Source organism: Azorhizobium caulinodans ORS 571 (assembly GCF_000010525.1).
Taxonomy (GTDB): Bacteria; Pseudomonadota; Alphaproteobacteria; order Rhizobiales; family Xanthobacteraceae; genus Azorhizobium; species Azorhizobium caulinodans.
Genome location: NC_009937.1, coordinates 4417371 through 4436966, shown reverse-complemented (window position 1 = coordinate 4436966; position 19596 = coordinate 4417371). Strand labels below are relative to the sequence as shown.

Sequence of the window (19596 nt, the reverse complement as noted above, 5' to 3'; positions counted from 1 at the left end):
GACGGACACCGACTTCCCCGGAAGAAGGATCAAGAGCATGTCGTGGCTGGAAACCTCCATCATGGCGCGGAAGGGCGTGGCGGGCGGCAAGGCGCTCTCGTCCCACGCCATCACCGAGGCGACGCAGGGCACGTACCATTATGTCTATGGCCCCTTCGCCAAGCCGGTGCTCACCGTGGAGCCGGGCGCGGTCGTCTCGGCCGAGACGCACGATGCCTTCGAGGGCAAGATCCGGCATGAAACGGACAGCCCCTCCAAGATCCTGAATTTCCCCTATCTCAACCCGCAGAACGGCCCCATCTATGTCAACGGGGCGCAGAAGGGCGATGCGCTCGCCGTCTATATCGAGAACATCGAGCCCCGTGGCCCGCAGCCGCGCGGCACCACGGTGGTCATGCCGGAATTCGGCGGCCTCGTGTCCACCGACCACACGGCCATGCTGCAGGCGCCGCTGCCGGAGGTGGTGAAGAAGCTGCACATCACCAAGGAGGAGGGTACGCGCTGGAGCGACAAGATCACGCTGCCCTATGAGCCCTTCATCGGCACCATCGGCACCTCGCCGGAGATCGAAGCCATCTCCTCGCTCCAGCCGGATTATTACGGCGGCAACATGGACCTGCCCGATGTCGGCACGGGGGCCGTCGTCTACCTGCCGGTGAACACGGAGGGCGCGCTGCTCTATCTCGGCGACTGCCACGCGGCGCAGGGCGATGGCGAACTGTGCGGCGTGGCCATCGAGCATCCCACCGTCACCACCGTGCGCATCGACCTCATCAAGGGGTGGACGCTCAAGTGGCCGCGTCTTGAGACGGCGGATGTCATCATGTCCATCGGCTCCGCCCGCCCGCTTGAGGATGCGGCGCGCATCGCCTATCGCGATCTGATCCGCTGGATGGCGGCGGACTACGGCTTCACCGAGATGGACGCCTACATGCTGCTGACGCAGGCCGGGCGCATGCGTCTCGGCAACATGGTGGATCCCAAATACACCATGGGCGCCTCCATCCGGAAAACCTTCCTCGTCTGATCCGGCGCCTGTCGCACGCCCAAAACACGGCCGGCGGCGGGCGCGTCCCGCCGCTCATTCCAGTTGATCCCTGAGGCGGGCCATCATGTCCGAGACCATCACCGTTGCCACCGTCCAGTTCGAGCCGACCCTGTTCGAGAAGGAGCGCAACATCACGCGCCTTCTCGCCTTGTGCGAGCAGGCCGCGCGCGCGGGCGCAAAGCTCATCGTGACGCCCGAAATGGGTACCACCGGCTATTGCTGGTTCGACCGTGCCGAGGTGGCCGGGCAGGTGGAGAGCGTGCCCGGACCCACCACCGAGCGCTTCGCCGCTCTGGCCCGCGAGCACGGCTGCTGGATCGTCATCGGCATGCCGGAGGTCGATGCGGACGACATCTACTTCAACAGTGCCGTCCTTATCGGTCCTGATGGCGTGGTGGGCACCCACCGCAAGAGCCATCCCTATATCTCCGAGCCCAAGTGGTCCGCCGCCGGCGATCTCGGCCATCAGGTGTTCGAGACGCCCATCGGCCGCATCGGCCTGCTGATCTGCATGGACATCCATTTCATCGAGACCGCGCGCCTCATGGCGGTGCAGGGCGCCGACGTCATCTGCCACATCTCCAACTGGCTGGCGGAGCGCACCCCCGCGCCTTACTGGATCAGCCGCGCGTTCGAGAATGGCTGCTATGTGATCGAGGCCAATCGCTGGGGCCTGGAGCGCACGGTGCAATTCTCCGGCGGCAGCTGCGTCATCGAGCCGGACGGCAGCATCGTGGCCGTGATCGACAGCGGTGATGGCTTTGCCCTGGCGCAGATGGACCTTGCCAAGGCCCGCGCCCGAACCGTTTTGGGCGAGCCGGTCTTCACCCAGCGCCGGCCGGAACTCTATCGCGAGCTGCTCTCGGACACCTTCAGCTGGAACCCGCGCGATTTCTTCACGCTCTATGGCCACCGCCCGCTGCCGCCGGGGCGCGCGTCGCGGGTGGCCGTGGCGCAGTTCGCCCCTGGCGAGGGCATTGCGGACAATCTCTCCCGCATCTGCGCCTTCGCGGTGCAGGCGCGCACGGAGGAGGGGGCCGATCTCGTCGTCTTCCCGGAACTGGCGCTGAGCGGGCTGTCGGATCCGGCCGTCAGGGCGCTCTCATCCGACGACCCCGCTTTCATGCGCCTGCTGAACCTCTCTGCCCGGCTCGGTCTCCATATGGTGGTCGGCTTCGCGGAACGGGCGGCCGATGGTCTCTACAACAGCGCCGCACTCCTCGGGCCGGAGGGGCTTGTTGCCATCCATCGCAAGCTGCATCTGAATGCCGCCGATCGCCCGTGGGCGACGCCGGGCGCGGACTGGACGGTGGCGGACACAAGCCTTGGCCGCATCGGCCTCCTCATCGGCCACGATGCCACCTTCTGCGAGAGCGGGCGTATCCTGGCCCTGAGGGGCTGTGATCTCATCGCCTGCCCGGCCGCCATCGCCGGGCGCTTCAGCTATGGGCACGGGGGCTCCCGCGTGGCCCAGAACTGGCCCATCCCGACGGGTGCCGATCCGCACCATTGGCATCATTTCCGGGTGCGCGCGGGCGAGAACAACGTCTTCCTCGCGTTCGCCAACGTCCATGCGCCGGAGGCGGGCTTCATGGGGCTGAGCGGCGTGTTCGGGCCGGATACCTTCGCCTTCCCTCGCTCAGAGGCACTGTTGCCAGAAGGCGAGGGGCTGGCGGTGGCAATCATGGACACGAGCAATCTCGATACGCCCTATCCGACCAATGTGGTGCGCCGCAAAGACCTGGTGGCGATGCGCTTGCCCCATCACTATCGGGACCTCGTGCGCGGCGCCAAGCGGCGCCACCCATCGGCCAGCTAAGGCGCAAGGATAATGCAGCGGCGGGAGGCTTCGGTCTCTCGTCTTGCTCTGGCGCGCGCGAAGGCGCGCGTTCGCTCGAACCCATCACGCGCCAAAACACATCTGGCTCTGCCGAACCCAAAAAAGCAAAAACGCCCCGGAGGGCGTTTGCTCGATATTCAATTTTCGAGAAACTGGAGCGGGCGAAGGGATTCGAACCCTCGACCCCAACCTTGGCAAGGTGCCCGAGAGCCATTCGCCGCAATATCCGATCCTTCGCCGCAGTTGTAAAAAGCAATACAAAGCAGATATTTATATCGTGCGCGCTCCGCCGATCGTCGCCGCCCAGACGCCACGATTTGATTTCGGATGCTTCCATTCGGCTTCCGGAAGCGTTAAAATAGGGAGAATGGAAGCAAATTTCATATAAGCGTTTGGAATAAAATGGAAAAGCTCACAAAGCGCCGTTTGGACGCTCTGAAACCTTCCAAGGTTGGGGTCGAAGGTTCTGAGCAGTTCCTCTGGGATGGCGAGTTGCGCGGCTTCGGCGTGCGGGTCAGCGCGGCGGGCCTCAAGAGTTTCATCGTGCAGTACCGAACGCCGGAAGGACGCCATCGCCGCAGGGTCATCGGGCGGTATGGTCTCATGACCGTGGAGCAGGCGCGGGACGCGGCAAGAGACATCCTGATGGCGGTCGCAAAGGGATGCGATCCGGAGGAGGCCGCCACGCGAACGGACGATCTAACCATCGGTGCGGTCTGCGATTGGTATCTGGACGAGGCGGAGGCCGGACGAATTCTTGGCAAGCGACGCCGGCCTATCAAGGCGTCCACGCTTGCCATGGATCGCAGCCGAATTGATGCGCATATCAAGCCGCTGCTGGGCAAACGGATCATAAACACGCTTAAGCTAGGAGACATCGAAGGTGCCCAGGCCGATATCGCGGCCGGTAAGACTTCGAAAGCGCGCGTCGGTAGCCGCGGCGGTGCCACCACAGGCGGCGAAGGGGTCGCTGCACGCACCATGTCGACCCTGCACTCCATCTTGGAGCACGCGGTGCGGCTGGGGAAAATCACGAGCAACCCGGCAAAGGGTGTCCGTCGCCTCGCCAGTACGCCACGCGACCGCCGGCTGAGCCGCGCCGAGATCGAGAAGCTCGGCAAGGCGATGCGGATAGCGGAGCAGGACGGCGAGCACCCGACCGGCCTCGCGGCAATCCGCTTCTTTCTGATGACGGGGCTGCGCCGTATGGAGGGGCTCGCTTTGGAGCGTGCCTGGCTCCATGACGAGGAGGGCTCGATCCGATTTCCCGACACGAAGAGCGGCGCGCAGACGCGGGTCATCGGCCGCGCCGCCGTTGACTTGCTGCTGGCTCAGCCACAAGCCGGATCGCGCTTCTTCTTCCCGGCCGATTGGGGTGAAGGGCATTTCGTCGGGATCGTCCGCGTGCTCGATCGCCTCTGCGCAATGGCGCGACTGGAGGACGTCACCCCGCATACCCTGCGCCACACCTTCGCGAGCGTCGCCGGCGACCTCGGCTTTTCCGAACTGACGATCGCGGCGCTGCTCGGCCACGCGGCGCGCGGCGTGACGCAGCGCTATATCCATATCGACGAGGCGCTGCGGCTCGCGGCCGACCGCGTCGCGGACGAGATGGCCGACATCCTCGACGGCAAGGCGGCGGCCGCGCGTCCTTCTCGACGTGGGGCGCTCCAGACGCAGAATAACCGGGGGCAGACTAGGGAGCGCGGCGGCCAGAATATTGACGCGGAGCGGTTGTGATCTTCCCTCTGAAAAGTCGATGGGGTTAAGCTGCTCATTCCATCTCGGCTGGGCTGATGTCACGGGGATCCGAGTGCAGGCGGAATTGTCCAGCAACCCCCTTTGCGGCTCACGGATTGTCTGATGTCCGCAGCAGCAAGCGCCCGGCGGTAGGCCTCGGCAGCGAATTCGCGGATTCAGTCGATCGTCGCAACACCTGACCCAAGGAGATTGCGGTGGGCATTCGAAGACGACGGTCCGACCTTTCACGCCCCCAACCTGATCGACGACGAGGACGGCAATACCTTTTCGCTGATTTGGTCGCCCCCTTCGCGGCCGGCGCGGCGGGCGAGCCGCGCAACGCATCGGGCGGTTTCGGCCGGTGCTTCCCCTCCGGGGTTCAGTCCTTGCCGTCAGGCCGAACAAGCTCTTCGTGGCTAACGCCCAGCGCCTGTGCCAGTTCATAGAGCGTGATGACAGTGGGATTGCGCCGGCCGCGTTCGAGCCCGCTGATGTACTGCTGGCTGAAGCCGGATCGCGTCTGTACGTCCTCCTGTGTCAGGCCCTTCTCCTGACGCAGGCGCGCGAAGTTCCGGCCGACCAGCTTGCGCATATCCATGCGCAGACGGATCGCAATTTACGCCCTCCGAGATTATCAACTATAGTATGTATAGGATCGCTTTGCGGCCAAGGCGCACGAACACCGGATTCGATGTGTTATTTCCCACTCGCGCCGTGTTCGCTACTCGGCTACGAAGCGTGAGCGTAATGGTCATGGAGGTGCGGTGTCATATGACCGATTTTTTTTGAGGATATCGCGCCGTCTAGCCTCCAACTCACCGGCTACGACAGAGCGCACCTACCCCTCTATGCGCGCCTTATGGATGCGGTGGCCGACGGCGCGGACTGGAAAGAAGTCGTCGCAGTGCTCTTCGGGGTAGATGCCGCGCATGAGCCTGAGCGTGCGCGTAATATCTTTGACAGCCATCTCGCTCGCGCCCGTTGGGTCGCCGCCAGCGGCTACAAGGACCTTCTGCGCACCCGGGACGACTGATTGAGCTGGCGAGATGCAGTCAGGGCATCACGCGATGCTCAAAGAGGGCCTTCCCTTAGGCAAAGCAATTCCTGACTGTTTCGCTCGACACGCACGCCACTGATGCGGAGCCGAGGGAATGAAGCCGGACACGTCGCGGTGGCGGGACAGCGCCAACTACGATTATTTCGACAACCTCTCCGTCGAAGGCCTCGCCTGGGAATGTCTGCGCCGAGACGAGACTTATCAGGGCCAATACCAGGCGATCGTCAGGGCCAGCACCGAGGCCGAACCGCTCCCCCGGGAGGTGGAGCAGCGCTGGGGACTTCGATTTCGCGGCGAGACCATCTCTCAACTCGATCGAGCAATCCATCGTTTGGTCGCCGCGCGTCAACCCTGGCGCCGTGATTGTTGGCTCGCCTCCCGCTTTCGCCGACGGCGTCCGTCTCAGGGAGGTCGACGGTATTTCCACGTTGCAGTTGAGCCCGGAAGGTGCTCACGCCTCCATCGGTGAGGGGAGGCACCAGTCGCAGATTCTGTTTCTGCCGGTCCGCCACCGTGACGCCCTCATGGCAGCCGTCATTCCGATGGACGCGGACTTGATGGGCCGGGTGGAGGCGTTGAAGCGCTTCTGGCGCACAGTCGAAGGGCGGCTGCCGCCGCCAGACATGCGCATGACTCCACAGCAAAGGCGCCGCCTGCGCAGCATGATGCTCGCCGCGGATGGTCGGGCGAACCACGCCAGCTATCGCGACATCGCCGTAGCCCTGTTTGGCGCGATGCGCGCAACTTCTGAACCCTGGAAAACTTCGTCCCTCCGCGACCGGGTCATCGGCCTCGTCAAAGGCGGCCACGCCCTCATCGGCGGCGGCTATCTGAAGCTTCTGCGTCATCGTCGACGACCGTAGCTTCGTCTTCGAGCGGGGGAGGACCGGGATTTTGCGCCACCAACTTCCCTATCCTCCGCGAAGGACACGCTTCGCCCCCCTGATGGCCATTCACCGCTGACACCTAGCTGTGGCTTCCGGAGAGGTTGTTCATCGCCCGTGAGAGCCTGAAGGTGGTTGTTGCGACACGACCGACCGCAGGACACGAGGATGAACTACCCGCACCAGAATGCGCGAACGAAGCCGCTTGGTCGAGCGGAGATAGTTCGGCGGATCGTCGAGGAGGGCCTGCCAGTCGCCGAAGTGGCGGCCGGCTTCGGGATCAGCGAAAGGACGGCCCGCAAGTGGCTCGCCCGCTGGCGGGCCGAGGGGGCGTCGGGCCTTCAGAACCGCTCGTCCCGCCCGCACGCCGCTGACGATGAGGCTGGCCGGTTCTGGCGGGAAATAACAGCTTGCCTGCGTCGGGAGTATCGGTTGAGCGGCGAGGAGATCGCCGTCCGGCTGGGCTTTGCCCGCTCCAAGGTGGCCAGATGGCTGACGCGGATACGGCTCGGAAGCCTTGCCGCGTTGATGCCCCAGGAGCCGGTCCGACGCTATCAGCGCGAGCGGCCGGGCGAGTTGATCCATCTCGACATCAAGAAGCTCGCCCGCTTCGCAGGTGTCGGCCACCGCATCACCGGCAACCGGCGTGGAGCCAGTGAAGGCATGGGCTACGACTTCCTGCATGTGGCCATCGATGACGCCACCCGTCTTGCCTATGTGGAAGTGCTGCCCGACGAGCGGCGGGGATCGACGACAGGCTTCCTCATTCGCGCCCTGCGCTGGTTCCGGGCGCGCGGCATACGGGTCGAGCGGGGGATGACCGACAACGGGGCCGGCTACATCGCCAGGCTGTTCCGTAAGGTGCTGCGGATGCTGGGCATCCGGCACATCCGCACCCGGCCCTACACGCCGAAGACCAATGGCAAGGCCGAGCGTTTCATTCAGACCCTGCTGCGCGAATGGGCCTATGCCATCCCGTTCCCGTCTTCTGAACGCCGCGCCGCCAACCTGCCTCGATGGCTCGCCTGGTACAATCACCAAAGGCCCCATGGTAGCCTCGACCGGAGAACACCTGTTCAGGCTCTCGCCGGAACAACCTGATCAGAAATCACACCTAGCGGTCGCAGGTCGCCTACATAGGTTCGATCCGTGCACCGCGATGCTGTCCCGCTGCCGTCGCAATATCTGCGCACCAAGGAAGCCGCCGTCTTGCCTCAACTTGTCGGCCAGGGCACTCGAGAAGCACCGCACAGCGCCTAAAGACCGCGCTCGACCATCCGTACCCGATGCTTGTCGTTGTCACGCCAGCTCTTGGTCTCGATCCCCATGGAGGCCGATATGCCGAAGATAGGGCATTCGCAAGGTCGCGGCGGCCAGGCCGAAGCGATACGCGCATGGTCCACGGTGCGATCAGCCCGACTGACCTCTCGTCCGAGCGAGAGTTAGGAGTGCACGAGCGGCTGGGCTATCATTTTTAGGAGAGGTTATTACAAAGATCGGCAGCGCCTCTCCGCCAACGGGTCGATAAGTAACTCCCGGTATCGAAAGAATTGTCTCCGACTCCAGCAGGGGCATGATTCCCTGGCAGGCCGCTACCAGCCCCAATAGGCCGTAACGCCCAATGTTATGCGCTACCACTTTCGGCTCGCCGCCCGTGCCCCTTACGCGATCCGTGACGTAATCGCGGATCTCATCACCTGAACCACCGGAGGACGTTAGAAGGCGTTCCTGAGCGAGCTCGCTCCAGGCCAAGCGGCTTTTGAGCGTCAATGGATGCCCCTCACGAAAGGCGAAAAACACCCGCTCGCGCCAGATCTCGGTTGCATCATAAGAATGTGGATGCGAATTCCCAACAGTGAACGCCAGATCAATTTCCGCCTTTCCAATGGATAGTAGGTGGTGCGCCGCTGATGATTCATGAAATTCAACGTCAATATGAGGGTAGTGACGATCAAAATCGACGAACAGCTGCGAAATTGGTCCGCATGCCGCAACTGAAAATACCCCGATTTTCAGGTGAGTTCTTTGCGGCTGCCCTGTGGCAGCCGCTTCTCTAGCGCCGGTTTCAAGCTGATCGAGTGCGTCGCGCACCCGATCAAGAAAGCGTTGCCCCGCGGGTGTGAGCGTTATGCCCCCCGAGTGTCTGATAAAGAGAGAGGCGCCGATCTGGTGCTCAAGATTACGAATGCCCCGGCTTACCGATGATTCCTGGATGCCCAGCGAGATGGCGGCCCTGCGAAAGCTGCTGTGGCCAGCCACCTCGATAAAATATCGCAACACGCGCGTTCCGGTAGATATATCCGGCATATCCTAATTTGTCCGTCAAACTAAAAGCGTGACAGTCGACTGAGTTCGGCCGATCAAGTGCACCTGCCAGAGCTCATCTATGACGAACGCCACCAGGAGGCAAATCATCGCTCCTTCCGATCGAATATCTTCTGGCGCTTGGTCAGAGAGTCTGGGTGAAGCAAAACGTCCAATTGCTTCTTCGAAGAAAGGCTCTTCCGCGGTCACTAATACAGTCGAAGCAGCTATTCAGCATTCCGGCAGATTGACTGCCAAGCCGCCGAGGCTGGTTTCCTTGAATTTGGTGCTCATCTCTTCGCCGGTCTGGCGCATGGCTTCGATGCAATTGTCCAGCGGTATAAAGTGGGTTCCATCGCCCCGCAGGGCGAGGGAGGCGGCGGCCACTGCTTTGGTGGCGCCGATGCCGTTGCGCTCAATGCACGGCACCTGAACCAGGCCGGCAACCGGGTCGCAGGTCATGCCCAGATGATGCTCCAGGGCAATTTCGGCGGCATTCTCCACCTGCCCCGGCGTGCCACCCAGCACCGCGCAGAGGCCCGCCGCGGCCATGGCGGCCGCCGAGCCGACCTCGCCCTGGCAGCCGGCTTCGGCGCCGGAGATGGAGGCATTGTGCTTAATCAAGCCGCCGATGGCGGCGGCCGTCAGCAGGAAATCCGAAATAAGGGCGGGGTCCGCCCCGCGACAGTGGTCGAGATAATAGCGCAGCACGGCGGGGACGACGCCGGCCGCGCCATTGGTGGGCGCCGTGACCACCTTGCCGCCCGCGGCGTTTTCCTCGTTCACGGCCATGGCATAGACGCTCAGCCAGTCCGAGCCCGCATGAGGCTGGCTGGAATTTGACGCCCGCTCCGCCAGCAATTGCTGGTGGATGCTGCGGGCGCGGCGGCGCACACGCAAGCCGCCGGGCAAGTCGCCGGACTGACTGAGGCCACGCTCAATACAGCCGTTCATGACCGACCAGAGGCCGGCCACGCCCACTTCGACCTCCGCCTCCGGACGCAGGCGGATTTCATTCTCCCGCTTCATGGCCGCGATGGAGCGCCCGCAGTCCCGCGCCATGCGCAGCATCTCGGCGGCGTTTCTGAAGGGAAAGGGATATGGCGCGGCGACGGCCGTGTCCGCTCCGGGCAGATCCAGCTCCGCGGCCGTGACGACGAACCCGCCGCCGATGGAATAATAGGTCTCGGTCAGGAGCATCCCGCCGTCCGCATGGAGCGCGGCAAGGATGAGGCCGTTGGCATGGCCGGGCAAAGGCGGCCCGAAGTCGAACACGATGTCGGCCGCCGGGTCGAAGGCCAAGGGGGGCAACCCAGGCGGACTTAAGGTGCAGGTGTCCCGCAGCCTTGTGAGTTGGCGCTCAGCTTCGTCGGGATCCAATGTCGCCGGAAGCCAGCCCAGAAGGCCAAGAGCCACCGCGCGATCCGTGCCATGGCCCTTTCCGGTGAAGGCCAGCGAGCCGTGCAAGGTCACCCTCAGGCGGGCCGCCCGGCCGCTGAAGGGCAACCGCCGCAACAGGTCGAGGAAGCGCGCCGCGGCGGTCATCGGCCCCATGGTGTGGGACGAAGACGGGCCGATCCCCACTTTGAAGATGTCGAACACGCTGAGAAACATGGGGCCTCCCGCTACGTCTCCGCCTGGTTCAATGCACCACAGCCTGGAGAAAGGCCTTCAGGCGCGGGCTCTTCGGAGATGTGAAACATTGAGCCGGCGGCCCTGCCTCTACGATTTCCCCATGGTCCATGAAGACGATCTCATCGGCCACCTCGCGGGCGAAGCCCATTTCGTGGGTGACGCACACCATGGTCATGCCCCGCTCCGCCAGCATCACCATGGTATCAAGCACCTCCATGACCATTTCGGGGTCCAGTGCTGAGGTGGGCTCGTCGAACAGCATGATTTCGGGATCCATGCAAAGCGCCCGCGCAATGGCCGCCCGCTGCTGCTGGCCGCCGGAGAGCTGGGCGGGATAAGCCTGCGCCTTGTCCCTCATGCCCACCCGCTCCAACAGCTCCCGCGCCTGCGCCTCGGCCTCCGCGCGAGACCGCAGGCCCGTATGGACGGGCGCCAGCAGACAATTATCCAGCACGGTGAGGTGCGGAAACAGGTAGAAATGCTGGAAGACCATGCCCACCTTGCGGCGAACCGCCTGGATCGCCGCGGGGGCGTCGAGCTTCACCCCACCCACTTGGATGTGGCCCTGCTGAAAAGGCTCCAGACCGTTGATACAGCGGATGAGGGTGGATTTGCCCGAGCCCGATGGCCCGCAGATGACGATCTTCTTGCCGGGCTCAACGCTCAGGGAGACCTTCTTCAGCACATGAAGATCGCCATACCATTTATCCAGCTCCTGAATCTCGATGGCGCTGGCGCAGTGCTCGCCGCTCGTCATGCTCCCTCCCATGCGATTTCTCAGTGCAGGATTTTGCCGAAGAAGGCCCGGGTTCGGGCCTGCTGCGGATTGCCGAAGAGCTGGGCGGGCGGCCCCTCCTCGATGATCTTGCCGCCGTCCATGAAGACGACCTTGTCCGCCACCTCCCTGGCAAATCCCATTTCATGAGTGACGATCATCATGGTCATGCCGCGGACCGCCAGATCGCGCATGACCACCAGCACATCCGCCACCGTCTCCGGGTCGAGCGCCGAGGTCGGCTCGTCGAAGAGCATGACGCGCGGCGACATGGCGAGCGCCCGCACTATGGCCACGCGCTGCTGCTGGCCACCGGACAATTCGGCCGGATAGGCCTGCGCCTTGTGGGGGAGGCGCACGAGATCCAGCAGCTCCATGACCCGTCGCAGGGCAGCCTCACCTTTCAGGCGACCGCGCAGGCGCGGCGCCAGAAGGATGTTCTCCAGCACCGTCAGATGGGGAAAAAGAGTATAGTCCTGAAAGACCATTCCGATGTCGGACCGCAAGGCATCGAGCGCCTTGCGATTGCCCGCCTCGGCCATATGGCCTTCCACCGTGATGCGGCCCGCGGTCGGAGCTTCCAGCCCGTTGATGCAGCGGATGAAGGTGCTCTTGCCCGAGCCGCTGGGGCCGATGATGACCACCACCTCGCCTTCCTTTACGTCGAGGTCGATGCCGTGGAGAACGGTCACCGCCCCAAACGCCTTGTACAACCCTCGCACTTGCACCAATGCACGCCCGGCCCCGTTCATCCTGCGAGTTCCTCCATGAGCCGGCGCCGGTCACGGCAGGCGGCGTCGATCACCTCTCGGCGGCGGCGATTGTCCTGACGGTCCGCATCGAGCTTCGCCTGGACCTTGCCGAGGACCATACGCACGCCCTCCTCCGCCGGGCCGCCGTCGCGGCGGCTGGCTACGCTGATCCGCGGATCAAGGCTCGCGTGCACATCCTCTTCCGAGAGTGCGATTTCCCGGCCCATCTGATCGCGGCAGGCGCGCTGGACCATGTCGAGGGAAATGCGATCCGCCGTCAGATCGTGGTCCAGCGCATCGCGCACCACGGCGCCGACGATGTGATGGGCCTGCCGGAAGGACAGGCCGCTCTTCATCACGATGGCATCGGCGAGATCCGTGGCGGACGAAAAATTCTCCCGCGCCCGCTTCAGCATGACCTCCCGCCGCGGCGACGCGGTGCGGATGATGAGGCGCAGCAACTTGAGGCTGGTGAGGCAGTCATCGGCCGCGCCCCAGAAGAAGCTGATGCTCTCCCGGTTCGCATCGCCCGAGTGGGTGAAATTGGTCGCACGCAGGATGGACACCGCCCCGGCATAATGGCCGATGATATGCCCCGCCTTGCCCTTCAGGAACTCCAGCACGATAGGATTTTTCTTCTGAGGCATGATGCTCGATGTCCCCGCCACGCTGTCCGGGAACTCGATGAAGCGGAACTCGTCCGTGGACCACAGGAAATAGTCCTGCGCGATGCGGCTCCAGGTGGCAGCCAGAATGGAGAGACTGCCGAGCACCTCGAAAATGAAGTCCCGCGAGGCCACCGCATCCAGCGTACTGTCCACCACCGCGGGGAACCCCAGCAGCCGCGCCGTCTCCGACCGATCGATCCCATAGGGTGTGCCGGCGAAGGCGCCGGCCCCCAGCGGACACCGGTCGACGCGGCCATAGGCCCCTGCGAGCCGCTCCGCATCCCGCTCCAGCGCCTCGGCCACACCGGCCAGATAGAAGCCATAGGTCATGGGCTGGGCCGGCTGCAGATGGGTATAGCCGGGCATCACCACATCCACATAGCGGGCGGCTTGCTCGGCTGCTGTCTGCCGCAGCTCTGCCAGGGCGTCCAGCAGGGCGATCACCAGGTCGCGGCACCGCATGCGGTCCATGGTGGCGAGGATGTCGTTCCGGCTGCGCGCCGTATGGGCCCGCCCACCGATATCGAGGCCCACCTTGCCGATGAGATGCGCCTCATAATTGAAATAGGCGTCCTCCCGCTGCGGATCGAGCGCGATGGCCGAGGGCCCATTTTCCTCCATCTGCAGCAGCGCCTCCGCCAGGGTCTTGGCGGCATCGGAAGGGATGAGGGCCTGGGCGTCCAGCATCAGGATGTGGGCCTGATTGATGGCGGTGAGATAGGGAAAGCCGCGGGCGAAGTCGGCAAGGCGGGGAAGATAGATGAAATCGCAAATCTCTTGCGCGGTTTCATCCTGCAAGCGCCGGCTGACCTTGGACCGGTGCGCTTCGCTCTCGATCATCATACTGCTTCTCTCATACCTGACGGGACCAAGGATGGCTTGCGGTTCGACTTGCGGCCCAGGCGGCGCTCCAGATAGCGGCTCAGCCAGCTAAGGGCGGAGCAGATGATAAAGTAGACCGCGAGGACGAAGCCGTAGACGAGGAAGGCCGGGCTGACGCCATTCATGACGGCGGAGCGCTCGATGATGATCTGGCCGACCTTGAGGAACTCCGTCACCCCCACGAGGGCGCCGAGAGAGGTGGCCTGCACCAAGAGGGTGAGCAGGCCCGTGAAGGGCGGAACGATCAGCCGGATCGCCTGCGGGGCCACGATGTGCCAGTAGACTTCCCACTGGCGCATGCCCAAGGCCCAGGCGCTGCGCCATTGATGCGCGGGCACCGCTTCGATGCCGGCGCGCACGATCTCGATGCCATTCGCGCTGCCCCACAGCGTCAGCCCGAACACCACGGCGGCGAACGGGCTCAGATCTAAGCCCAGGGTCGGCAGCACGAAATAGACGAAGAAGACGTTGACGATCAGTGGGATGGCGCGGAAAAACTCCACATAGCCGTGGATGCTCCAGCGCAGCATGCGGCTGTGCAGCGTCGCCATCACGCCCAGGATCAAGGACACGAGGGTGGAAAACAGAAGGGTGACGACGGCGAGGCCCAGCGTCATCCCAAGGCCCTTCTGGATCAGCGGCCAATTGTCGAGGATGATATCCATGTCAGACCCGAAACGGTTTCCTGAGCTTGTGCTCAACGATGGATGTCATGAGGCTCAGCACGATCACCAGCGCCAGATAGAGCGCGCCGATGGCCGTGAACATTTCTACCGCGCGAAAGTCGGTGGCGATCCGGTCCACCGCGATGAAGGTCATCTCCGCCAGGCCGATGGCCTGCAAATAGGAGGAGTTCTTCAGCAGCGAAATGGACGTATTGAGCATGGACGGAAGGCTGGTCCGAATGGCCAGCGGCAGCGCCACGAGCCGGAAATATTGGCGCAGGCTGAGGCTGAGCGAGAAGGCCGCCTCCTTTAGCCCCTTCTCGATGGTGAGCAGCCCACCCCGGATATTCTCCACCTGATAGGCACCCGCCCAGAGCGAGAGACACAGCACGCCCGACCAGAATTGCGAGATGCCGAGGCCGATGGCCGGCAGCCCGTAGAAGATGAAGAAGAGCTGCACCAGGATTGGCGTATTCCGCACCAGTTCCACATAGCCGAATGTCAGTTGCGACAGAATCGGGACGGAGAACAGCCGAAAGGCCGCGCCGAAGAGGCCGATGAGCAAGGAGAGGACAATGGAGAGGAGCGTGACCTGGCACGTCACCCACAGCCCGCCCATGAGGGCGGGCCACTGCTGAGCGAGGTAAGCGGCGTCAAAATCCATGGCGGCACCCGGCCCTCTCAATTCTCATCGGGGCGCGGCGTCTCGAAGAACTCGAGATAATAGGGCCTCGCTTCCGCGGAGACGTATTTCTCCACCCAAACGCGAAACAGCTTCTCGGCGTGCATGCGTTCGACGGCGGCATCCAGATAGGTCTTCCAGGTGGGCTCGTCCTTGCGCAGACCAATAGAGACTTCAGAGGTTTGGTAAGGGTCGTTCAGCAGTCGCAGCGACTTATCCTGGGCTGCGGCCACCACGAGGGTCGCGGCATCGTGGGCATAGCCGTCGGCGCGGCCCTGCTTCAGCGCCTGCAGCGAGTCCGCGGCGGTATTCAGGCGCAAGGTCTTCACGCCGGGCATCATGTCCTCGAACCACTTGGCCTGGACGGTGCCTTTGGGCATGACGACGGTGTGGTGATCGAGATCCGCCACCTTCTGGAAGGGGCTGTCCGCCCTTACCAGAAGGCCGCTCGCCCCCCAGCGATAGGGAATGCTGAAATCGATGACTCGCTGGCGCTCTGGCGTGACCCCGAGCGTCGCGATCAGAAGATCGACCCGCTTGCCGGTGAGCTGCGGAATGCGGTTTTCCGCCGTGACGCAGGTGAACTCGACCTTGTCTTTGCTGCCGAAGATCCAGTCGGCGATCTGCCGGGCCATGTCGGTCTCGACACCGGCAAAGGCGCCGCTGCCGTCCTGAAAGCCGTAGGGCGGCTGGTCGCAGCGCACGCCGGCCCGAAGGACGCCCTGGGAGGTAATTAATTCGGGGGGCGATGGCATCGGCGTGGCGGCCTGTGCAGCGGGAACGGCCCAGGACACAAAGCCAGTGGCCAAGAGAACCCTAACGGCTTTGAGTACGATCTTCATATCCAAGCCCCTGGTCGGATTATTCAAGAATTCTAATCGCGGTGGTATTTTTGCGAGGAAGGCCGCGTTGGAAAACGATAGTCGGTGCTCGTTCATGCCGGCAAATGAGAAGATCGCCCATAGGTATGCAAAAATGATATGATAACAGCTGACCAGCTTTAGCCCGTGCGGACGAGGGGGAGAGGATGCGTTTCAGTCATGTGGCCGCTTTCCGGGCAGTCATGCTTTCCGGCTCCATGACCATGGCAGCCCATGAGCTGAACACCAGCCAGCCCAATGTCAGTCGCCTGATCACTCAGCTCGAGAAAGACACGGGCTTGAAGCTCTTTTCGCGCATGGCGGGGCGGCTCCAAGCGACACCCGAAGCACACGCCTTTTATCGCGATGTTGAGCGCGCCTATGTGGGGCTTGCTGACTTGGAACAATCCGCCCAAACCATCCGCAAGCTTGGCACGGGGCATTTGCGTGTGGGGGCCGTGCCATCGATGGGTCTCACCGTGCTGCCCGGCATCATGCGCGACTTCGCAGCCGTTCATCCGGCGGTTCGAATTTCGGTCCACTTCGGAGATTCCGTCACGGTCGCACAATGGACGGCGTCGCGCTTCTGCGACATCGGCATCACATCTTACATTTCGGACGCGATCGGCGTCGAAGCGGATCTTGCCCTGAAGATGGATGGCGTCTGCATCGTACCACCAAAGCACCGACTCGCCCGGCGCCGCACCCCACTTCAGCCCAAGGATCTCGCCGGCGAACCGTTCATCTCACTCTCTCACGGCGACCGGCGACATATTGATTCGGTTTTCACAAGAGGTGGAGAAGACAAACGCGACCTAGCCCATGAGTGCCAGTACGCGGCAGTGATTTGCAGTATGGTCGGTAATGGAATGGGATTGAGCATTGTTAATCCTATTGTCGCTGATTTCTATAAACACACCGGCATATCCGTTCATGAATTTGAACCAAGCATTCAATTCATGTCATACATACTGACGCCATTGCGCTACGCGAAAAGCGAGCTAACTAGCGAATTTTCTGCCATGATTAAGAATCATATTTCAGATGCGCTAGGTCTAATATGAAATTAAATCGGAAATATAATATCTTTTTTGTCGCAGAATAATTTTATGATTTAAATCGATATACTACATGAGTGAACGCAATTTATATTTTCCGGCATCATTAGGGTTTAGCCTCGCTCAGAGCCGGTCGCCGTGCTCGAGCGTCGAATGTCGTCACGACGGGCGAGGTATTTTGCCAATGCTGGAACCCGATACGTGGATCAATCTGCCGGAGGCAGTCTACCGCCCTCTCGCCGACGAGGTGATCCCGTTCTCGGTGATGTATTCGCCGAAGAACGACAACCCGGCAGTGCGCACCTTGTTCAGCCTGACACGGAAGATGGCCCAGGAGCTGGTAGCGACGCGCTGATGCTCGCAGCGTCGGCAGCCTCGCGGCGCGCCTTGGCGAACTCGCGATCAGTGGCGATGAAGCGCTCCAGCATGGGCACGACGAGCTTCACGGGATCATCGACCGGCTGGCCGGTTTGCCGTGCGAGCACCTCGGCATACGCGACAAGATCGCGGTGCAGCGCGCCGGGTAGCGAGAGCGCCACCTTCACCGGCTTGTCGTTCGCGATGGGTCCGAGTTTCAGCTTCGTCATGGTCAGTACCTGTAGGGCTCGAGGACGAGGTCACGGGTGACCATGACCCGCACCGGGAAGCCGGGCCGGATGGTCAGGGTGGGTGCGACGTTTAACTGCCGGCGGATGATCTCCTGGCCGGCATTATTGATGGTGTCCTGCGCCCCGCTTTGGAGCGCCTGAATCAATGCATCCTGATCATCCATGGCGAGCTCGGCGCTGACGGAGAGCAGCGTCGAGAGGCCAACCGCCTTGGCGAGGTCCCACCAGTGCATGTCGACGCCGTCCTCGAGGCCGGCATAGCCCTGCGCATCGGTGCCGGGCTGGCGCTCCAGCACGATGGAGCGGCCATTGGGGAAGATCAGCCGGCTCCAGACCAGCAGGATCCGGCGCTGACCGAAGCCGACACCAATGTCGTACTGGCCGAGCAGCCGCGTGCCCTGCGGAATGATCATGATGCGTCCGGTCGGGCTGTCATAGACGTTCTCGGTGACCTGGGCGGTGATCTGGCCGGGCAAATCGGAGCGGATGCCGGTGATCAGCGCGGCCGGGATGACGGCGCCCGCCTGCAGCACATAAGGCGATGCCGGCGCCATGACGCGATCGGACGCGACAACGCGCCGATCCACAGTGGCATTGAGGAAGGCAAGCTGGCGATCCTGGGGTGAGGACGTGCCGCCCGTTCCTGCCGAGCCAGGGCCGCTGAAGCCGGAAGCACTCGCCACTGACGACGCCGGCGCGCGGGCCTGCGCCGCCTGGAAGAATACGCGACTGGTCCGCGCGGCTTCCTGTTCCGCAAGACGCCGCTGCTGCTCAGGATCCACCTGTGGCGCTGTCATTGTCGGCGGCACGACGGGCTGGCCGCGGTTCTGCGCCTCAAGGATCGGCCGGCCGAGATCGCCGGGCAGCGGCGGACCCAGGATCGGCCCGGTATAGTCCCGTGGCAGGCCGGCAAGGCCATCGGCCGTGGAGCGGTTCTGGGTGGAGTAGAGTTCCTCGCCGCCGGTGCCCTTGTCGCGACCCTGCAGCGCATAGATCAGGGCGCCGCCTATGCCGAGGCTGACAACCAGCCCGGCGCCAGCGAGGACCTTGCGCGAGAGACGCGTGACGCGCGGCGGCTCTGTACGCAGCCGCATGGCCGCGGCGTGATCGGTGGTCGGAGCGCCGAAATCCGCCTCGATGTCATGATTGTCGGGGCTGCTCATGATGCCGGCCTCCCGTCCGTGCGCTCGATCCGCACCTTCTGCGGGCGCTCGCCGCCACCGAGGCGCAGTTCGGCGGCACCGAACAGCCGGTCGACGATCAGGATGTTCTGGTGGATGCGGCTATTGACGATCTGCGCTTCCCCGTCCGCCCCAATGACGAAGAGCGGCGGCATCTCGCCCTGAATGACCCCGCGTGGGAACTCGACATAGACCTTGCGCCCGTCGTCATAGACGGCCATCGGCCGCCAGGGCGGCGTGTCGCCGGTGAGCGCATAGCGGTAGTTGCGGGCGGCGAAGCTCGGGATGACCGGCATAGGCGGAACACCGGGGCGCAGCGCTCCCGGAACCTGCGGATAGGCCCAGGCGACAGCCGGCATATAGGGCTTCTCGCCGGCCCGCAGCTCGATCATGTAGCTGCGGCGGTCGGTGGTGATGACGAGGTTGGTGGAGATGTCAGCCCGCGTCGGCTTTACCAGCACATGCACGCGCCGGCTAACCCCTTCGCCGCTCTCCGTGTCGCCGATAATCCAGCGCGCGGTGTCGCCCGCGGCGATCGGCCCGCTGCCGGTCAGGCTCTCGCCCGGCTCCAGTGCGATGTTGGTGATCTGGCCGGGCGCTGCATAGACCTGATAGAGCGCGCCCTCGCTCCAGGGATAGATCTGGATGGCGTTGTAATAGCCCTCGCGGCGCGGCTCGACCCGCGCGGCGGCATTGGCGTTCTCGACGCGGGCAACGGGCGTTTTGGCGTCCGTGCCGCCCTTGGCCGGCGTCCAGGCGGGCGGCGTGTGGAGCGGACGAGGCCGCTCATCGGTGACGACGGCTGGCACCGCAGGCAGGGCCGGCACGTCACTGTCATAGCTGATCTGCGGCGGCTTCGGAGCCGAAGCGCAGCCGCCCAACATCGTCGCCGAAAGCAGAAGAACCGCAAAGGCGGATCGGCGCAGAGCCTGAGATGTGGATTTACGGAAAGACATG

At 63.6% G+C, this 19596-nt stretch carries 20 protein-coding genes and 1 pseudogene; 9 read left to right on the top strand and 12 right to left on the bottom strand.

Going from position 1 to position 19596, the window contains the following annotated elements; translation table 11 throughout:
- Nucleotides 1–37 precede the first annotated feature (37 nt).
- The 4 genes and pseudogenes from AZC_RS19930 to AZC_RS26205 form a co-directional block, all read left to right on the top strand.
- Nucleotides 38–1027 (top strand): acetamidase/formamidase family protein, encoded by a 990-nt coding sequence (locus AZC_RS19930; RefSeq protein WP_012172404.1) that lies wholly within the window; start codon nt 38–40, stop codon nt 1025–1027.
- 85 nt (nt 1028–1112) lie between these two features.
- Nucleotides 1113–2867: a nitrilase-related carbon-nitrogen hydrolase gene (locus AZC_RS19925; protein ID WP_012172403.1), complete on the top strand. Its 1755-nt coding sequence runs from the start codon at nt 1113–1115 to the stop codon at nt 2865–2867.
- A 423-nt stretch (nt 2868–3290) separates the two neighbouring features.
- Nucleotides 3291–4628 (top strand): site-specific integrase, encoded by a 1338-nt coding sequence (locus tag AZC_RS19920; protein ID WP_012172402.1) that lies wholly within the window; start codon nt 3291–3293, stop codon nt 4626–4628.
- A gap of 231 nt (nt 4629–4859) precedes the next feature.
- Nucleotides 4860–4943: pseudogene (locus AZC_RS26205) on the top strand (DUF736 domain-containing protein); the annotation flags it as partial.
- A 64-nt stretch (nt 4944–5007) separates the two neighbouring features.
- On the opposite strand, the gene AZC_RS19915 reads toward AZC_RS26205, so the two are convergent.
- Nucleotides 5008–5226 carry a helix-turn-helix domain-containing protein gene (locus AZC_RS19915; RefSeq protein WP_012172401.1) on the bottom strand — a complete coding sequence of 73 codons (219 nt, stop codon included), beginning with the start codon at nt 5224–5226 and terminating at the stop codon, nt 5008–5010.
- Between the two features lie 180 nt (nt 5227–5406).
- On the opposite strand from AZC_RS19915, the gene AZC_RS19910 reads away from it, so the two are divergent.
- The 4 genes from AZC_RS19910 (at nt 5407) to AZC_RS19900 (ending at nt 7670) form a co-directional block, all read left to right on the top strand.
- Nucleotides 5407–5661: a DNA -binding domain-containing protein gene (locus tag AZC_RS19910; RefSeq protein ID WP_043879630.1), complete on the top strand. Its 255-nt coding sequence runs from the start codon at nt 5407–5409 to the stop codon at nt 5659–5661.
- Between the two features lie 118 nt (nt 5662–5779).
- Complete coding sequence (locus AZC_RS26200; protein ID WP_244421745.1) at nt 5780–6154, top strand: transcriptional regulator domain-containing protein; 375 nt, start codon at nt 5780–5782, stop codon at nt 6152–6154.
- 55 nt (nt 6155–6209) lie between these two features.
- Nucleotides 6210–6548, top strand: coding sequence for a DUF2285 domain-containing protein (locus AZC_RS26195; RefSeq protein ID WP_148209888.1), 339 nt, complete (start codon nt 6210–6212; stop codon nt 6546–6548).
- A gap of 189 nt (nt 6549–6737) precedes the next feature.
- Complete coding sequence (locus AZC_RS19900; protein ID WP_043879628.1) at nt 6738–7670, top strand: IS481 family transposase; 933 nt, start codon at nt 6738–6740, stop codon at nt 7668–7670.
- A gap of 309 nt (nt 7671–7979) precedes the next feature.
- Here the strand turns inward: AZC_RS19900 and AZC_RS25280 are convergent, their stop codons facing one another.
- The 8 genes from AZC_RS25280 to AZC_RS19865 all read right to left on the bottom strand — a co-directional run bounded on the left by AZC_RS25280 (nt 7980) and on the right by AZC_RS19865 (nt 15774).
- A complete protein-coding gene (locus tag AZC_RS25280) occupies nt 7980–8876 on the bottom strand; it encodes a LysR family transcriptional regulator (RefSeq protein WP_012172397.1) in 897 nt (298 codons plus the stop codon).
- A gap of 228 nt (nt 8877–9104) precedes the next feature.
- Nucleotides 9105–10487 (bottom strand): L-serine ammonia-lyase, encoded by a 1383-nt coding sequence (locus AZC_RS19895; protein ID WP_012172396.1) that lies wholly within the window; start codon nt 10485–10487, stop codon nt 9105–9107.
- A gap of 28 nt (nt 10488–10515) precedes the next feature.
- Complete coding sequence (locus tag AZC_RS19890; protein ID WP_043880552.1) at nt 10516–11265, bottom strand: amino acid ABC transporter ATP-binding protein; 750 nt, start codon at nt 11263–11265, stop codon at nt 10516–10518.
- Nucleotides 11266–11285: 20 nt separating this feature from the next.
- Nucleotides 11286–12035, bottom strand: coding sequence for an amino acid ABC transporter ATP-binding protein (locus AZC_RS19885; protein ID WP_012172394.1), 750 nt, complete (start codon nt 12033–12035; stop codon nt 11286–11288).
- Nucleotides 12032–13543: an argininosuccinate lyase gene (gene argH, locus AZC_RS19880; protein WP_043880551.1), complete on the bottom strand. Its 1512-nt coding sequence runs from the start codon at nt 13541–13543 to the stop codon at nt 12032–12034. Before argH ends, AZC_RS19885 begins: the two co-directional genes overlap by 4 nt.
- A complete protein-coding gene (locus AZC_RS19875; protein WP_012172392.1) occupies nt 13543–14250 on the bottom strand; it encodes an amino acid ABC transporter permease in 708 nt (235 codons plus the stop codon). Before AZC_RS19875 ends, argH begins: the two co-directional genes overlap by 1 nt.
- A 1-nt stretch (nt 14251) precedes the next feature.
- Entirely contained in the window at nt 14252–14914 is a 663-nt protein-coding gene (locus AZC_RS19870; protein WP_043879627.1) for an amino acid ABC transporter permease, read from the bottom strand.
- A 17-nt stretch (nt 14915–14931) separates the two neighbouring features.
- Nucleotides 14932–15774 (bottom strand): cysteine ABC transporter substrate-binding protein, encoded by an 843-nt coding sequence (locus tag AZC_RS19865; protein WP_043879626.1) that lies wholly within the window; start codon nt 15772–15774, stop codon nt 14932–14934.
- A gap of 185 nt (nt 15775–15959) precedes the next feature.
- Here AZC_RS19865 and AZC_RS19860 point away from each other — a divergent pair, with 185 nt between their 5' ends.
- Nucleotides 15960–16856: a LysR substrate-binding domain-containing protein gene (locus AZC_RS19860; RefSeq protein WP_012172389.1), complete on the top strand. Its 897-nt coding sequence runs from the start codon at nt 15960–15962 to the stop codon at nt 16854–16856.
- Nucleotides 16857–17158: 302 nt separating this feature from the next.
- Here AZC_RS19860 and AZC_RS19855 read toward each other — a convergent pair whose 3' ends face one another.
- From AZC_RS19855 to AZC_RS19845, 3 genes are read right to left on the bottom strand one after another with little or no spacing between them, the layout of a single operon-like run.
- Nucleotides 17159–17437 (bottom strand): DUF2274 domain-containing protein, encoded by a 279-nt coding sequence (locus tag AZC_RS19855; RefSeq protein ID WP_012172388.1) that lies wholly within the window; start codon nt 17435–17437, stop codon nt 17159–17161.
- Between the two features lie 2 nt (nt 17438–17439).
- Entirely contained in the window at nt 17440–18621 is a 1182-nt protein-coding gene (locus tag AZC_RS19850; RefSeq protein WP_012172387.1) for a TrbI/VirB10 family protein, read from the bottom strand.
- Nucleotides 18618–19595: a TrbG/VirB9 family P-type conjugative transfer protein gene (locus AZC_RS19845; RefSeq protein ID WP_012172386.1), complete on the bottom strand. Its 978-nt coding sequence runs from the start codon at nt 19593–19595 to the stop codon at nt 18618–18620. The genes AZC_RS19850 and AZC_RS19845 overlap by 4 nt, the downstream gene beginning before the upstream one ends.
- Between the last annotated feature and the right edge of the window lies 1 nt (nt 19596).